The following is a 16135-nucleotide window of genomic DNA, read 5'->3' on the forward strand; positions in this document are numbered from 1 at the left end:
CATCGCGGGCGACCTCACCCACCGCACCGTCGGTGGTCCGATGACCGACCTGCTGCTCGGACTGATCCGGAGGGGGACCACCCAAGACCTCATCAACTACCGGACCAACAGTCCCGACGGTCGTCCGATCCGGTCGTCCACCCTGTTCCTGCGCGACGCCGACGGTGTCGCGATCGGCTGTCTGTGCGTCAACAGTGTCGAACCGGTCGCCCACGCGATCGAGATCCCGCAACGCGAAGAGACTTTCCCGCCCGACGTCGACAGTCTGCAGCGGTTCCTGGTGGACCGTGCCATCGCCAAGGTCGGCGTCGGGATCCTCGAGATGAAAAAGCACCACAAGGCGGCGGTGGTCCGCGAACTCGACGAGGCCGGGTTCTTCCTCATCCGGGATTCGGTCGACCACGTCGCGGGTCGGCTCGACGTGACCCGCTACACGATCTACAACTACCTCAACGAAATCCGCGGCTAACCGCACCCGTGGGGTGACTCAGGCGGTGCCCGCCCGGTGTCCGAAGGACGGCGCGGTGAGTACCGCCGAGGCATCGGCCGCTGCCGACCGCACCACCGCGCGCACCCGGTCCAGCGCCTGATCGGCCAACGTGAAGTCGGTGCCGACCACCCCCAGTGCGCCGAGCACCTCGCCGCGCCGGTGGAACACCGGGGCGGCCACCCAGCGCAGATGGGTCGCCGGTTCCTGGGACACCGCGGTGTCCGAGGACGCGGAGAAGATGGCCTGTCCGAGCGCCGTCTGCTCGATCGCACTCGTCAACCCGGGCCGGACCGGGATGGCGAACGGATCCAGCGACTCGACCGCGTCGACGATCACGAGATTGCCGCCGTACTGCTGAGCGAAATGCGCACTGAGCCCGGTCGCCGTCCGCAGCGACTCGAGCGCGGCCGCGACGGTCCTGCGCCACGGCGCATCGGAGAGCGCCGCGGCCGCGATCCCGAGGAAGCGCGGGCCGATCCGGTAGGTGCTGTCCGGTTCGGCCACCACGAACCCCTGTGAGACGAGGTGCTGCAGCAGCCGATACACAGTGGCCTTGGGTAGTTCGGTCCGGGCGGCGAGGTCCACGATGCGGTGGCACCCCCCACGTTCGGACAGCGCGGCGAGCACGTCCAGCACCTTCACCGCCGCCGCCCGCGGTGAATTCTCCGCTCCACTATCGCTCGTCATCATCACCAGTTATGGTAAACCAGCGTTTCGTCAGATGAAACCGCAGTTTCATATAAGTAGGAGATTGCGCCAGTGAACCTCCCGGCACCGCTGACCCGCCGACGGCTGCTGACCGCGGCCGCCGCTGCCGTCCCACTGCTCGGCATGCCCGCGCTGCTCGCCGGCTGCGACACCGGCAGCCCGGCCACCGCGGGGCGCCGGATCCGGGTGTCGCAGGCCGTCGACCCGACCACGCTCGACCCGCAGAAACAGGGGTCGATGACGACGATGAACGTGCTGATCAACATGTTCGACACGCTCACCGCCCGCGACGAGCACAACCAACTGGTGCCCCGGCTGGCCACCCGCTGGACCGCGATCGACGACCACCATTGGCGGTTCGTCCTGCGCCGCGGGGTGACTTTCCACAACGGCGAGCGGTTCGACGCCCAGACGGTCAAATACAGCATCGAACGGCTGCTCGACCCGAAGACCGCGTCGCCGATCGTGGAGCTGCGCTACGTGACCGGCGTCCGGGTGATCGACCGCTACACCGTCGACTTCGAGCTCAGCAGCCCCGACCCGGTGATCCCGGCCAAGCTCTCGCTGTTCGGCGGCGTGATGGTGCCGCCGAAGTACCTGGCCGACGTCGGCGACGAGAAATTCGCCGCCGCGCCCGTCGGCACCGGCCCGTTCCGGTTCGACAGCTGGAAACGCGGCGTCGGCATCAAGATGCGGGCCTACGACAACCACTGGGCAAGCAGGCCGAGCTACGACGAGCTGGAAATCCAGACCATCCAGAACCCGGCGTCGGCCCTGGCCGCGCTGCAGAGCGACGAGGTGGACCTGGTCACCGGCCTGGTGCCGGACGCCGCGCTGCAACTCGAGGGCTACAAGGGCGTGCAGGTCAGTGCCTACCCCGGCCTGCGGATGAGCTACCTGTCGCTGGACACCACCGACCCGGTCTTCGCCGACGTCCGGGTGCGTCGGGCCCTCAACCACGCGATGGACGTGCCGCTGCTGGTCAAGGCCACGCTCAACGGGCATGGCCGCGAGGTGCCGACGATGATCCCGCGGGAATCCTTCGGGTTCGATCCCGCGATCGCGCCGTACCGGCGGGACCGCGACCTGGCCCGTCGGCTCCTCGCCGAAGCCGGGCATCCGCGGGGGCTGTCCACCACGCTCACCGCGTCCAGCGCCGATGCGATGACCGCGCAGGCCATCGCCGGCCTGCTGACCAAGGCCGGCGTCGACACCAAGGTGTCGCTGCTCGACGCGTCGACCTACTCACAGCGGCTGACCAGCGACAACCGCAAGGCGCTCGGCCCGATGTACCTGGCCGCCAGCACCGGCTGGACGCTCGACGGCTCCAGCCCGATCCAGTCCAACGTGCGCACCGGCCGCCGGCAGAGCCGTTGGTCGAACCCCCAGGCCGATCAGCTGATCGACGCGGAGGAGAACTCGATCCTCCCGGCCGACCGGCAGCAGGCGTTCAGCGCCCTCCAGCACCTGTTCAACAAGGAGGCCCCCTTCGTGTTCCTCTATCAAGCCGACACCATCGTGATCTCCAACGACAAGGTCCGCTGGACGCCCAATGTGATCGGCGACCTGGATCTGCAGAACGCATCGCGCGATGACTGACCTGATGGCCGGCCCGGCTCCGGTCCGCGCCGCCGCGCAACGACAGTCCGGCGGCATCCGCGCCCTGAATATCGGCCGCGCCGTCCTCGGCAAGATCGCCTCCGCCGTGATCGTGCTGTTCGTCGTCGCGACCGTCGCGTTCCTGCTGGTCCGGATCTCCGGTGATCCGCTGGCGCTGCTGCTGCCCCCGGACGCGACCCGGGAACAGGCCGCTCAGCTGGCCGCCGAACTGGGCCTGAACCAGCCGCTGCTCATCCAGTACCTCGATTACCTCGGTGGCCTGCTGCACGGCGACCTCGGCCGGTCGATCTTCTTCGACCAGCCCGTCGTGTCGCTGATCGGTGAACGGCTGCCGGCCACCGCGCTGCTCGCCGTCGCGGCGCTCGTGCTGTCGCTGGTGATCTCGCTGCCCGCCGGCATCCTGGCCAGCGTCCACCGGGGTCGAGTTACCGACACGGTGATCAGCGGCATCGTGCTGATCGGCCAGTCCACGCCGGCGTTCTGGATCGGCATCGTATTCATCCTGCTGTTCGCCGTCCGGCTGCACGTGCTGCCCGCGGCAGGCTACGGCGGGGCCGCGCATCTGGTGCTGCCCGCCGTCACGCTGGCCATCTACTCGATCGCCGTGGTGGCCCGGGTGCTGCGCACCTCGCTGGCCGAGGAGCTCTCGGCCGACTACATCCGCACCGCGACGGCCAAGGGGCTCAGCCGCAGCCAGGTCGTCCTCGGCCACGGGCTGCGCAACGCGTCGCTGCCCGTGGTCACCGTTGCCGGCCTGGAGCTCGGCTCGCTGCTCGGCGGCGCGATCCTGACCGAGCAGGTGTTCTCCTGGCCGGGGATCGGCCGGCTCACCGTCGAGGCGATCTCCAACCGCGACTTCGCGCTGGTCCAGGGCGCGGTGCTGTTCTTCGCGTTGGTGTTCGTCGTGGTCAACCTGCTGGTCGACCTGTCCTACACGCTGCTCGACCCGAGAGTGAGGCTCGGCCGATGACGCATCGCGTCCTGAGGGCGCGGCTGGCGCTGCCCGCGCTGATCGTGCTCGCCCTGGTGGTGCTGTGCGCGGTGCTCGCACCGGTGCTGTCACCGTTCGACCCCAACGCGCAGGATCTGCTGACCCGGCTCAGTCCGCCGCAGTGGACCGGCGGTCACCTGCTCGGCACCGACAATCTCGGCCGCGACGTGCTCAGCCGGCTGATCTACGGGGCGCGGATCTCGCTGTTCGTCGGACTGGCGGTCGCGCTGATCTCGGGCACCATCGGTGCCCTGATCGGCATCGTCGCCGGATACCGCGGCGGCTGGGCCGACCGGGTGCTGATGCGGTTGGCCGATGTGCAACTCGCGTTCCCGGCGATCCTGCTGGCGCTGGCGGTGGTCGCGTTCCTCGGCAACGGCCTGTGGGTGGTGATCGTCGTGCTCGGGGTCACCAACTGGGTGTCCTACGCCCGGGTGGCGCGCTCCAGCGTGCTGTCGCTGCGCGAGCGTGACTATGTACTGGAGGCCCGCGCGATCGGGGTCGGCTCGGCCACGATCATGCGCAGGCACCTGCTGCCCAACGTGCTGGCGTCGCTGATCACCATCGCCGCGCTGAACGTGGCCTCGGCGATCGTCGTCGAGTCCGCGCTCAGCTTCCTCGGACTCGGCGTCCCGGCCGACATCCCGACCTGGGGCTCGATGTTGGCCGACGGGCAGCTCTACCTCGGGACGTCGTGGTGGATCGCGGTGTTCCCCGGGTTCGCGCTGATGCTGACCGCGCTGTCCATCAACATCACCGGCGACGCGATCCGCGATGCCGTCGACCCGAGGACGTACCGCTGATGGGCGCACCGATCCTGACCGTGGACGACCTGCGCGTCGACTTCGAGTTACCCGGCCGGACCGTGCACGCCGTCCGCGGCGTGTCGTTCGAGGTGCGGGCCGGCCGCACGCTGGCGATCGTCGGCGAATCCGGCAGCGGCAAGTCCGCCACCGCGAGCAGCGTGCTGCGATTGAACCCCGAACCGCCCGCCCGCTATCCCTCCGGTGTGATCACCTATGACGGCCGCGACGTGCTGCGGCTGTCCGAAAAGGAGCTGCGCGGCATCCGCGGTGACGAGATCGCGATGGTCTTCCAGGACCCGATGTCCAGCCTGAACCCGGTGCGCCGGATCGGCGCCCAGATCGCGGAGGTGCTGTGTCGGCACCGCGGCGGCCGCGCGGCCCGCTACCGCGACGATGTGCTGGCCGCGCTGGCGGCGGCCGGGATCGACGACCCGCAGCGCCGCGCGGCGCAGTACCCGCACGAACTCTCCGGGGGGCTGCGGCAGCGGGCCATGATCGCGACGGCCCTGGTCGCCGGTCCGCGGCTGCTGATCGCCGACGAGCCCACGACGGCACTGGACGTCACCGTGCAGGCCCAGATCCTCGACGTGCTGGCCGGCCTGCAGCAGGAGCGGCAGATGGCGCTGCTGCTGATCACCCACGACCTCGGCGTGGTCGCCAACATGGCCGACGACGTCCTGGTGATGCGGGCCGGCGAGGTGGTTGAGCACGGCGACGTGCTGTCGATCCTGACCGACCCCAAGCACCCCTACACCCGGCAGCTGCTGGCCGCCACCCCCCGACTGCGTGAGGAGAGCCCGGCATGAGTGAGCCACACGTGCTGCTGCGCACCGTCGCACTGCGCAAGGAGTTCCCGATCCGCGGCCGCGCGCCGATGGTCGCCGTCGACGACGTCTCGCTGCAGCTGCGGGCCGGTGAGACGCTGGCGGTGGTCGGCGAATCGGGCTCCGGCAAGACCACTTTGGCCCGGATGATGCTCGGGTTGCTGGAGCCGACGTCCGGACGGGTCGAGGTGAACGGCCGCGACCTGACCACGCTGCCCGCCGCCGAGCTGCGGGCCCTGCGCCGCGACCTGCAGGTGGTGCTACAGGACCCGTTCTCGAGCATGAATCCCCGGATGCGCGTGGTCGACATCGTCGCCGAGCCGCTGGTCACCCACGAGCCACGGCTGCGGGGACGACGCGGACGGGCCGATCGCGAGCAGCGGGTCGCCGAGCTGCTCACCGCCGTCGGGCTGGACGCCGACGTCGCCTCCCGCTACCCGCACGAATTCTCCGGCGGTCAGCGCCAACGCATCTCGATCGCGCGGGCGCTGGCGCTGCGGCCGGAGGTGATCGTGCTCGACGAGCCGACCAGCGCGCTGGACGTCTCCGTGCAGGCGCAGGTGCTCGACCTGCTGTCGGCGCTGCAGGCCGAGTTCCACCTCAGCTATGTGTTCGTCTCGCACAACCTGGCCGTGGTGCGCAAGCTCGCCGACCGGGTGGCGGTGATGCGGTACGGCAAGGTGGTCGAGTCCGGCCCGGTCGCAACGGTTTTCGACCATCCGTCCGATCCGTACACGCGGGCGCTGCTGGACGCCGTACTGGAACCCGATCCGCGCCGCACGCGCCGCCGAACCGTGGAGGTGGCGTGACGGCCGCCCTACTGGCCGGACAACCGGGACAGCACCAGGCCTGCGCCGCCCAGCAGCGCGACGTCGTCGGCCGCGGTGTCGGCGGCCACCACGCGGGGTCGTTCGGCGAAGTCGGCCCACTCGCTGACCGCCCGCAGCCGTTCCTCGATGCGGCCCAGGAACGCGCCGCCGCCGACGGCAGCGTCACCGTGCACGATGTAGAGCCCCGGCGCGAGCAGGTGCTGCACCGACGACAGACCGACCGCGAGGTTGTCGGCGTAGTCGGCCATCAGCCGTCGGGCGCCGGTGTCCCCGCGGGCCGCGGCGATCAGGTCGCCGACCCCGTCGATCGGGCCCAGGCCGCGCGCGGTGGCCTGCTGCCGCAGCCACGCCGACGTCGCGATCGTCTTCCAGCAGCCGAGGTTGCCGCACGAACAGCGGCGGCCACCGACCGCGACGGTGATGTGCGCACCGCTGCGCCCGCCGAGCGGCGCGATCACCTTGCCCTCGTACAGCAGACCCAGGCCGAGCGTGTCTCCGGTGGCGACCGAGGCGAACGACGCCCGCCCTGCGCCGTGCCCGAACCAGCGGTCGCCCAACACCTGAAGCCGGGCCCGGTGGTCGACGAACACCGGGCAGCCCAGCACCCGGGTCAACGACGCCGCGATCGGGTAGCCGCTGAACCCGGGCTGGTCGTCGATGCGGCGCAGCACCCCGGTGGTGTGGTCGACCAGCCCGGCGCTGGCGACGCCGACCCCGCACAGCGGGCTGCCCTGCAGACAACCGGTCACGGTGTCCTGCACGGTCTGCTGCAGCACCGCCGCATCGCCGGTGGCCGGGAAGTCCTCCTCGGCGCGCCGCACGATCTGGCCGGCGGGGCTCACCAGCGCCACCCGCACCGACCCGGCGAGCAGTTCGACACCACCGATCAGTGCCTCGGGACCGACCGCCTGCAGGTGCCGTGCGCCCGGGATGTCGGCCATCGTCCCATCCTGCCTGATCGGAGGCCAGCTCGATGACCGTGCGGTATCTCGCCACCCTGACCCGCGGAACCGTCCGCGCGCTGGCCGGCGACGGCGCCGTGGCCGTGCTGCCGATCGGCGCGGTGGAACAGCACGGCGACCACCTGCCGCTGGGCACCGACTTCCTGTTGGTGGAGGCGGTCTGCGACCGCGCGCTGCGGCACCTGGAGCAGGACGCCACGACCTGGGTGCGGCTGCCCACGATGACGTTCGGGCACAGCCCGCACCACCTGTTCGCCGCGGCGGTGAGCCTGCGGCCGGCCACCCTGTCCGATCTGCTGGCCGACGTGCTCGACTCGCTGGCCCAGACCGGGTTCCGGCGGATCGTCATCGTCAACGGGCACGGTGGCAACGACGAGTTGGTCCGGCTGGCGGTGAAGGCGCACTCCCTGCGCGCCGAGGGCACCGCCGCCGCATGCTCCTACTGGACGCTGGCCGCCGAGACCACCGCCGAGGCGGCCGCCGCCGAGCGGCCCGACCGCACCCCCGGGCACGCGGGCTGGTTCGAGACCTCGCTGATGCTGGCCGTGCACCCCGAACTCGTCGCCGACGACCGGCCGTTCACCCCGTCCGACCCGCCGCCGCTGTTCAATCGCAGCCCGGCCCCCGGCCTCACCGTCGAGCGGCACGGCGAATGGCCGCGCGTCGGCGGCACCACCGACGACGCGCGCGAGGCGAGCGCGGAGACCGGCCGGCTGCTGCTCGGCCGCCGCGTCGCCGGCCTCGTCGCCGCACTGCGGAGTCTCGACCGGGCCACCCACTGCTGATTCCGTCCCGTCCACCGACCGCGAAAGAGGTCCCCAGCCATGATCATCACCGGCATCGACGTCCACGTCGTCAACCTGCCGCTGACCAGCCCGTTCCGCAGCTCCTTCGAAACCAAGACCGGCGAGACCCGCACCGTCGTCCGGGTCACCACCGACGACGGTCACGTCGGCTGGGGCGAGACCATGTGGGGCGCCCCGGTGGCCCGGCTCACCGAGCAGCTGTCCACCTCCCTGATCGGCAAGAGCCCGTTCGCGCTCGAGGAGTTCCACGCCACCCACAGGATGGTGCCATTCTTCTACGGGTACATCGGATACGCCGCGCTCGCCGGTCTCGACGTCGCCTGCTGGGACCTGATGGGCAAGATCACCGGCCGTCCGCTGACCGACTTGATCGGTGGCCGCGTCCGCGACACCGTGCCGATCACCGCGCTGATCACCCGCGCCGACGCACCGGACGCCGCGGCCGCCGACCTGCCTGCCGCGCTGGCCGAGCACGCCGCGAAGGTGGTCGCCGTCGGCGGCTTCACCGCGGTAAAGCTCAAGGGCACCAAGGACGTTGACGGCGACGTGGAGATCATGCGGGCACTGCGGGCGGCGCTGCCGGGCGTGGAGCTGCGGGTCGACCCCAACGCCGCGTGGAGCGTGCCCGAGTCGATCCGGGCCGGGATGCGCATGGAGGAGCTCGACCTGGAGTACCTCGAAGATCCGTGCTGGGGGATCGACGGGATGGCCCGGGTCCGGGAGAAGGTCCGGATTCCGTTGTGCACCAACATGTGTGTGGTCGCGTTCGAGGACTTCGCGCCGGCGATGCGGCTCGGTGCGGTCGACGTCATCCACGGCGACGTCTACAAGTGGGGCGGCATCAAGGCCACCAAGGACCTGGCCGCGCACTGCTCGACGTTCGGGCTGGGCATGAACCTGCACAGCGGCGGCGAGCTCGGCATCGCGACCGCCGCGCACCTGGCCGTGGTCGCCTCAACACCGGTGCTGAACCGGGCCATCGACAGCATGTACTACCTGCACGACGACGACATCATCGATCCGATTCCACTGCACGACGGGCGACTCTCGGTGCCCGACGGCCCCGGGCTCGGCGTAACCGTGGACGAGGACAAGCTGGCCCACTACGCCGCGCTGAACGCCCGGGAAGGCGACCTGGTCAAGTGACGTCGGCGATCGAGGAGCTGCTCACCGCAGCCCGTCGACGCCGCATCTTTTCGGCCGCAGGCTGGTCGGTCGGCACTGCCGCGACGACCCTGAGCCGTGGCCTGCTCGGCACGACATCGTGGGATTCGCCGGCCTGGGATCCGCCGGCCACCGACGTGACCGAGGATAGCCGGTGGGACCTCGCCTCGGTGACCAAGCCGATCGTCGCGATCGCGGTGATGTCGCTGGTCGAGGGCGGCGTGCTGACGCTCGACGACACCGTCGCCGAGCACCTGCCGGACTACGCGGACACCGACAAGGCCCGCATCCGGGTCGGGGACCTGCTCGCCCACACCTCCGGCATCCCCGGCCAGCAGCCGCTCTACCGGTGGAATAGGACCCGCGACGAGCTGCTCGCCGCGATCCGCGGGCTACCGCTGCTGGGCCCGCCGGGTGCGCAGGTCGCCTACAGCTCACCGGGTTTCATCCTGCTCGGATTGATCGCCGAGTCCGCCGCCCGGACGCCGCTCGACCGGCTGGTGACCGAGCGGGTCACCCGGCCGGCGGGAATGGCAGACGCCGGGTTCGCCGCGCCACCAACCGAACTCGCCGTCGCGACCGAAGACGATCCGTGGCGGGGCCACCTGGTCCGCGGCGAGGTGCACGACGAGAACGCGGTGGTACTCGGTGCGCCGGCCGGGCACGCCGGCATGTTCGCGACGTTGGCGGACATGGAGGCACTCGGGCGGACGCTGTGCGCGCAGGGACGCGGCGCCAACGGCCGGGTGCTGACGCCGGCCGGGTACGCCGCGATGATCGAGCCGCGCACCGACCACCTACCGCTGCGGCGGACGCTGGGCTGGCAGGGTGTCGATGTCGGCGACGCGATAGCCGGTGGCCTGATCGGTCCGCGCGGCTACGGCCACACCGGGTTCACCGGGACGTCGCTGTGGGTCGACCCTGACCGCGGCAGCTACGTCGTGCTGCTCACCAACCGCGTCCACCCCAGTCGGCAGAGCGCGGTGATCGGCCGGGTCCGGCGGGCGGTGAACAACGCCGGATTCGCGCTGGCGAGCCGCTGACGAGCATCTGACCGCCCTCGGCCCGGGCGGCCATCGCGACGTTACGGCCGAACACGTCGTCGCTCCGCAGCACGGACTTGCCCCGTGGATGACGGTGCGGGATCGAAAAACACTGCGCTGCTTGGCCAATGATTGCTATATGTCCAGCGTGCCGCCGCGCACAGCCTGGTCGTAGAGGACCTGGGCCACGTCGCGCGCGGCACTGTCGATGGCGAGCGAGCCGTCCTCGAAACGCCTGGCTGCCGAGACGTACCGCTTCGCCCTCGGCGTGATCGGAGATCACTAGCATCGTTCCGTGTTCGGCTTCGCTGGCGGTCTGAGCCAGTTCCCATAGCGCCGCACTGTCGCACGCGCCGAAGAGACGCTTGCAGACGTCGTCGAGACGCTCGGGCTTCAGCTGTTGTTGCGGCAGCCGCGGTTCGCCGAACTCCACGAGGGCAAGACGCGTTTCACCGTGGATGAGCTCCCAGACGCCGTTTCCTGTGACGATTATCTGGAACACCGATTCGGACGGTTCGGGATAGTCCTGTTTCAGATGTCCCAGGCCGTAGGCGCGTTCGCCGTCCGTCAGCAGGGAATCGCCGCTGAGACTGCTTGTTTCGAGGAGCTTTCGAAGCGCACGGGTATCGCCGACATGCACGGACCGCTGCAGACCGAGCGTACAGACGATGTGCTCGCACTCCTCCTTGGCGAGCAGGAGCGAACCCACTCCCACTCGCCGTTCGTACGGTGTTGTAGCTAAGCGATTGAGTGCGTCGAACAGCTGGCCGCCGGTGATCGCGCCGGTCAAGGACACTGCAGACTGCGTGAAGGCTCTCCCAGCGGACTTTGTGACGTCTGCTGTAGTAACGCCGAGGCCGGCGGGATCTGGCAGGTACAGGGTGCGGGTGCACTGTTTGAGAATCTCCTCGACGAGACCATGGACTAGTGAACGCGTCACCGGGTACAGGTCGTCGACTCTGTCGTGCACCAATTGTGGCGTCGTGTCGAATATCCGCGCTGGAAGCCCTATTGCTGTGAAGACACGGTAATGCCCGACAAGAGTCGGCAGGCTGACGAAGAACGGGTCTGCTGCAGCGAGCGCATCACTATGTAGCCCCCGAGCCCGAAGTACAGCGTGTACCCCACGAAGTCGAAGAGCGGATCGCGCATGCCGAAGGCCGTGATGTAACTTCCGGGGATGTTCGACGGAAACCACGTCAGCAGAGAGTAATTGAACAGCGGCAAGACGAAGTATCCGACCACGAGCGAACCCGCGAAAGCGATAAGCGGTAGGCGGGTGCGGTTCCGCGTCGAATGCCAAACCAGCCATCCAAGGGCCGCAACCAGTTGGACCGCGAAGATCACGTAGAAGACTTGGTAAGCCAACTCAGGCGATTGCATGTCAAGGGGTGGCGTCGGATTCACTCTTTTCCTCCTGCACGCGCGCGCAAGTCCCTGCCCAGTGCAGATCGCCACATGCGCAATGAACAGTAATCTACGTCACGCATATTGATAGTTGCAAATACTATGGAATGATCAACGCGTAGACGCAGACGGTGCCTTTGCCCGAGGATCCCGGGGGGTGGCGATCGGCTCTGCGGGCGTCCCAGGCAAGCCATGCCGCAAAATCGAGTTTCTGCTGACGGTTGTTGCCACTTCGTGAACGACGGAAGACGTGGTTACGCAGACAAAGCACCGCCCTCCCATCAAACACGTAAGGCTTTCGCGCTGACGGTCTGCAAGCGTACGGCCGTGATACGTGAATCCGGCGCGCCCGTGCAGTCACCCCTGTCGCTGATATCTCGCACTGATCGTCAGGTAGCGAGGCGGCGTCCGCCGACGAGTGTCGTCGCGTTTGACAAGCACTGATGCGATGACGGCGCGGGTGTCCTCGATGCGCTGGCACACAACGCGCATGACCTGCGGCGGCGTGCCGGCACGACGCCGGTCCGAGTGGCATCGAAATCGGTGCGGTCACGCGCGGTCCTCGACGCTGTTCTCGCGTTGGACGGTTACGCCGGGGTGCTGGCCTACACCCTGGCCGAGGCATTGTGGCTCGCCGAAGGCGACGACCTGTATCCGCCGGTCGGCGATGTCGTCGTGGCCTATCCGGCTGTCGACCGGGCCGCCATTGCACGTCTGGCACGGTCTCCCGAGCTGGCCGCCCGCGTCACCCTCATGGTGGATTCGGTCGAGCAACTCGATCTTGTGGACCGGGTGGCGCCCGCGCGGTCCCGGGAGGTCTTGCGGGTCTGTCTCGACCTCGATGCGTCGTGGCGACCGCCCGGGCTCGGTCACCTCGGGGTGCGGCGCTCGCCGATCCATACTGCTGAGCAGGCTCGGGTGCTCGCCGAGGCGATCACCGCGCGGCAAGGGTTCACGCTCGTCGGCCTCATGAGCTATGAGGCCCAGATCGCCGGTGTCGGTGATGCGGTACCCGGGAGCAGGCTGCGATCCGGGGCGGTCCGTTGGGTCCAGCGACGATCCAAACAGGAGTTACTGGACCGTCGCCGCAGCGCGGTGGCCGCGGTGCGCAGTATCTCGGACCTGGAGTTCGTCAACGGTGGCGGAACCGGTTCGCTCGAATTCACCGCCTCGGACCCGTCCGTGACCGAAGTGGCGGCGGGCAGTGGACTTTTCGGATCGCACCTTTTCGACTGCTACCGAGCGTTCAGCCCAGCACCTGCGGCGTCGTTCGCACTGCCCGTGGTCCGCAAGGCGGCACCGCATATTGCGACGCTGCTCGGTGGCGGTTGGATCGCCTCGGGTCCGCCGGGCAAGGACCGTGTCCCCCTGCCAGTTTGGCCTCAAGGCCTGCGTCTTCTGCCCGCGGAGATGGCCGGTGAGGTACAGACTCCGGTGGCCGGCACGGCAGCGGCGACATTGCGGGTGGGAGATCGGGTGTGGTTCCGCCACAGCAAGGCCGGCGAGCTCAGCGAGCACGTCGACGAGTTCACCGTGGTGCACCGCGGGCAGGCGGTGGACGAGATCCCCACTTATCGCGGCGAGGGAAAGGCTTTCCTGTGAGTCGGCACGGCTGGACCAACTGGGGCCGAAGCCAGTCGGCCCGGCCCGCCCAGGTGGTTCGGCCCGGATCGACCGACGACGTCATAAAGGCCATCACGGGAGCAGCGGCCACCGGACGGCGGTTGAAGGCTGTCGGAGCCAGTCACAGCTTCTCGGGGATCACGGTGGCACCGGAGATCCAGATCGATCTCAGCCGGCTCAGCGGACTCATCCACGTCGACACAGACCGCCGGCAGGTGAAGGTCGGCGGCGGAACCCGGTTGTGGCAACTCACCCGACTCTTGGCGTCGTACGGGTTGGCACTGGAGAACATGGGCGACATCGATCGGCAGACCATCTCGGGGGCCATCTCGACCGGAACCCACGGGACCGGCGCATCATTCGGCGGTCTGGCCACCCAGGTCGTCGGCCTCACCCTGGTCACGGGCGACGGGCAGGTGGTGCACGTCGATGAACACCACAACCCCGACTTGCTGACGGCGGCCCGCATCGGCCTCGGCGCGCTCGGTGTCATCGTCGAGGTGACCCTGCAATGCGTCCCCAGCTTTGCGATCCGTGCCGTGGAGAATGTCGAACCATTGCGCGACGTTCTCGGCTCATTCGACCAGCGCATGACGCAGGCAGACCACTTCGAGTTCTTCTGGCTCCCGCACACCGACGTCGCTCTGACCAAGACCAACACCAGACTGCCCGCCCATTCCAGCGGTAAGAGCGCGGCACGGTGGCGACATCGCGTCGAGCAAGAACTGGTCGAGAACGGCGTATTGGGTGCGGTCTGCGCGCTGGGCAGCGCCGTTCCCGCAACGGTTCCCGTCCTGAACAGAACCGTCATCAGGTGTGCCGGCGAACGCGAACACATCCAGCAGTCCGATCGCGTGTTCACCTCCCCGCGACGGGTGCGGTTCCGCGAGATGGAATACGCGGTCCCCTACGAGCTGGCGGTGGATGCGTTCGAAGAGGTTCGGCGCGTCATCTGCGAACGCGGTTGGCGGATCGGCTTTCCGATCGAAGTCCGCGCAACCGCCGCCGACGACAACTGGTTGTCCATGGCCTACGGACGGCCGACCGCCTACATCGCCGTACATCGATATGTCCGCGACGATCCCGCCGAATACTTCTGCGCTGTCGAACAAATCATGCGTCGCTACGACGGACGACCGCACTGGGGCAAGATGCACAACCGCACCGCGCTCGACCTTCGCGGCAGCTATCCGAGGTTCGACGACTTCCTGGCCATCCGAGATCAACTCGATCCGCACCGGGTGTTCGCCAACGACTACCTGCGATCAGTTCTCGGAGACTAGGCCCATGACGACGAACGTCAGCCGACGACGATGATTGAATGATGCAAGCGTCATAGGGAGTTGCGATGCCTGACAAATTCGATGTCGGTGACCACGTGATGTGGAACTCGGAGGCCGGGCATGTCTCCGGCACGGTGACGAAGGTCCACACGCAGGATTTCGAGTACAAGGGCCACACCCATCGGGCCTCAGCGGACGATCCGCAGTACGAGATCAAGAGCGACAAGACCGACCACATCGCCGCCCACAAGGGCAGCGCCCTGCGGCTCGTCGATGAGTGAACCCATCTTCACTATCGGACACTCCACGCGAACCCTTGCCGAGTTCGTGGACCTGCTGCGCGATAGCGGCGTCCAGTTGATCGTCGACGTTCGTAAACTGCCCGGCTCCACCCGATATCCGCAGTTCGACCAGGACGCGCTCTCGGCGTCGCTGGCCGCCGAGGGTGTCCGATATCGGTACGCGCAAGGGTTGACCGGCCGCCGTGCCGTGAGCACAGAAGTGCCCTTCGAGGTCAACGGGTGGTGGAAGAACCGCAGCTTCCACAACTATGCCGACTATGCGATGTCCGACGGCTTCCGGCGCGCCCTCGCTGAGTTGCGTGAGTTGGGACGCACCTCACGAATCGCCGTGATGTGCTCGGAGGCGGTGTGGTGGCGGTGCCACCGGCGGATCATCGCCGATCACCTGATCTCCCACAGTGAGACCGTGCGTCACATCATCGGCCCCGGTCATGTCGACACTGCGCAACTCAGCGCCGGCGCCGTCATCGGACCTGCCGGCACCGTGACCTACCCTGCCACCGGAGAAGTATGACCGGGCGAGAAGATCTCAATGAAGCCGTATGCGCGGTGCTGGATGACATCGAGCCGGGGTTCGTGGCGACCTATGGCGATGTCGGAAGGCGATTGGGGATCTCGCCACGACAAGCCGGACGCGAAGTGAGCAGAGTGCCTGACGATGTTCCATGGTGGCGCGTCGTGAAGGCGGACGGCACACCCGCAACCTGCCGCGGTGGCCGCGCTGTCGCCCTGCTCGAATCCGAGGGCGTGGCGATCAGGGCCGGACGCGTCGACATGGGCCGGGCCCGGTGCCCGTGGAACGCTCCGTAAGACGCGCCGCCCACCCGCCGTACCTGCTTGAACCGTCGGATCGGATCGCGGGCTGCGCAAGGACTCTGGCACGCCGTTGAGCGGCAACCGATTTAGCACAGGGACATCTGCTGCCAACCCGCGGAGCGGGGTATGCGTTTGCGTTGTGATGGAGCCGGGTACCAGGTAAGTCCCGGCGCGCACTACCGCGCCGGGTTGCGCAGCGCGCTGACAGCCGACTCTCAACGCTTGGAGTGTCCGATGCCCCCTTCACGGAACCGAGACCAGAAATCCCCCGCCCCCGTCGGACCCGCGGGCGTAGCCGAAGGGTTTCTCGGACCGGCGGATTCTCGAGCTCAGACCGGGCGCTATCTGACCACGGCGCAGGGCGTGCGCATCCCCGACACCGATCACTCGCTCAAGGCCGGTAGTCGCGGCCCGACCCTGATGGAGGACTTCCACCTCCGTGAGAAGATCACCCACTTCG

General features: G+C 68.5%; 16 protein-coding genes and 1 pseudogene. 14 read left to right on the forward strand and 3 right to left on the reverse strand.

Translation table 11 applies throughout. The annotated features are described in order from the left end of the window. On the forward strand, positions 1-469 hold a 469-nt coding region (locus ACWDTP_RS30655), incomplete at its 5' end, for a helix-turn-helix transcriptional regulator (protein WP_450026906.1). An 18-nt stretch (positions 470-487) separates the two neighbouring features. Here ACWDTP_RS30655 and ACWDTP_RS30660 read toward each other — a convergent pair. Then, a complete protein-coding gene (locus tag ACWDTP_RS30660) occupies positions 488-1180 on the reverse strand; it encodes an IclR family transcriptional regulator (RefSeq protein ID WP_450026908.1) in 693 nt (230 codons plus the stop codon). 69 nt (positions 1181-1249) lie between these two features. Between ACWDTP_RS30660 and ACWDTP_RS30665 the strand changes: the two genes are divergently transcribed. The 4 genes and pseudogenes from ACWDTP_RS30665 to ACWDTP_RS30680 all read left to right on the forward strand — a co-directional run bounded on the left by ACWDTP_RS30665 (position 1250) and on the right by ACWDTP_RS30680 (position 6248). Continuing rightward, the gene (locus tag ACWDTP_RS30665) at positions 1250-2797 is read left to right on the forward strand and encodes an ABC transporter substrate-binding protein (protein ID WP_450026910.1); all 1548 of its coding nucleotides are present in this window, start codon (positions 1250-1252) and stop codon (positions 2795-2797) included. Then, positions 2790-3788 (forward strand): ABC transporter permease, encoded by a 999-nt coding sequence (locus ACWDTP_RS30670; protein WP_450026911.1) that lies wholly within the window; start codon positions 2790-2792, stop codon positions 3786-3788. Before ACWDTP_RS30665 ends, ACWDTP_RS30670 begins: the two co-directional genes overlap by 8 nt. Beyond that, entirely contained in the window at positions 3785-4612 is an 828-nt protein-coding gene (locus ACWDTP_RS30675; RefSeq protein WP_450026913.1) for an ABC transporter permease, read from the forward strand. Before ACWDTP_RS30670 ends, ACWDTP_RS30675 begins: the two co-directional genes overlap by 4 nt. Further along, positions 4612-6248: pseudogene (locus tag ACWDTP_RS30680) on the forward strand (ABC transporter ATP-binding protein). The gene ACWDTP_RS30675 and the pseudogene ACWDTP_RS30680 overlap by 1 nt, the downstream one beginning before the upstream one ends. Positions 6249-6256: 8 nt before the next feature. Here the strand turns inward: ACWDTP_RS30680 and ACWDTP_RS30685 are convergent. Next, positions 6257-7210: an ROK family protein gene (locus ACWDTP_RS30685; protein ID WP_450026915.1), complete on the reverse strand. Its 954-nt coding sequence runs from the start codon at positions 7208-7210 to the stop codon at positions 6257-6259. 32 nt (positions 7211-7242) lie between these two features. On the opposite strand from ACWDTP_RS30685, the gene ACWDTP_RS30690 reads away from it, so the two are divergent. From ACWDTP_RS30690 to ACWDTP_RS30700, 3 genes are read left to right on the forward strand one after another with little or no spacing between them, the layout of a single operon-like run. Further along, on the forward strand, positions 7243-8016 hold the full coding sequence (locus ACWDTP_RS30690; RefSeq protein ID WP_450026916.1) for a creatininase family protein: 774 nt from the start codon (positions 7243-7245) through the stop codon (positions 8014-8016). 39 nt (positions 8017-8055) lie between these two features. Beyond that, a complete protein-coding gene (locus tag ACWDTP_RS30695) occupies positions 8056-9183 on the forward strand; it encodes a mandelate racemase/muconate lactonizing enzyme family protein (RefSeq protein WP_450026918.1) in 1128 nt (375 codons plus the stop codon). After that, entirely contained in the window at positions 9180-10244 is a 1065-nt protein-coding gene (locus tag ACWDTP_RS30700; protein ID WP_450026920.1) for a serine hydrolase domain-containing protein, read from the forward strand. Before ACWDTP_RS30695 ends, ACWDTP_RS30700 begins: the two co-directional genes overlap by 4 nt. Here the strand turns inward: ACWDTP_RS30700 and ACWDTP_RS30705 are convergent. Further along, on the reverse strand, positions 10150-11556 hold the full coding sequence (locus ACWDTP_RS30705; RefSeq protein WP_450026922.1) for a hypothetical protein: 1407 nt from the start codon (positions 11554-11556) through the stop codon (positions 10150-10152). The genes ACWDTP_RS30700 and ACWDTP_RS30705 overlap by 95 nt on opposite strands. Positions 11557-12125: 569 nt before the next feature. On the opposite strand from ACWDTP_RS30705, the gene ACWDTP_RS30710 reads away from it, so the two are divergent. The 6 genes from ACWDTP_RS30710 to ACWDTP_RS30735 form a co-directional block, all read left to right on the forward strand. Continuing rightward, the gene (locus tag ACWDTP_RS30710; protein WP_450026929.1) at positions 12126-13253 is read left to right on the forward strand and encodes an amino acid deaminase/aldolase; all 1128 of its coding nucleotides are present in this window, start codon (positions 12126-12128) and stop codon (positions 13251-13253) included. Next, positions 13250-14557, forward strand: coding sequence for a D-arabinono-1,4-lactone oxidase (locus ACWDTP_RS30715; RefSeq protein ID WP_450026924.1), 1308 nt, complete (start codon positions 13250-13252; stop codon positions 14555-14557). The genes ACWDTP_RS30710 and ACWDTP_RS30715 overlap by 4 nt, the downstream gene beginning before the upstream one ends. Positions 14558-14622: 65 nt before the next feature. Further along, the gene (locus tag ACWDTP_RS30720) at positions 14623-14838 is read left to right on the forward strand and encodes a hypervirulence associated TUDOR domain-containing protein (RefSeq protein ID WP_065021055.1); all 216 of its coding nucleotides are present in this window, start codon (positions 14623-14625) and stop codon (positions 14836-14838) included. After that, entirely contained in the window at positions 14831-15373 is a 543-nt protein-coding gene (locus ACWDTP_RS30725; RefSeq protein WP_450026926.1) for a DUF488 domain-containing protein, read from the forward strand. Before ACWDTP_RS30720 ends, ACWDTP_RS30725 begins: the two co-directional genes overlap by 8 nt. Then, the gene (locus tag ACWDTP_RS30730; protein ID WP_064865230.1) at positions 15370-15669 is read left to right on the forward strand and encodes an MGMT family protein; all 300 of its coding nucleotides are present in this window, start codon (positions 15370-15372) and stop codon (positions 15667-15669) included. Before ACWDTP_RS30725 ends, ACWDTP_RS30730 begins: the two co-directional genes overlap by 4 nt. A 240-nt stretch (positions 15670-15909) precedes the next feature. After that, positions 15910-16135 (forward strand): catalase (locus ACWDTP_RS30735; protein ID WP_450026928.1); only part of this gene is annotated, 226 nt, incomplete at its 3' end.

This window comes from Mycobacterium sp. NPDC003449, from assembly GCF_053588415.1.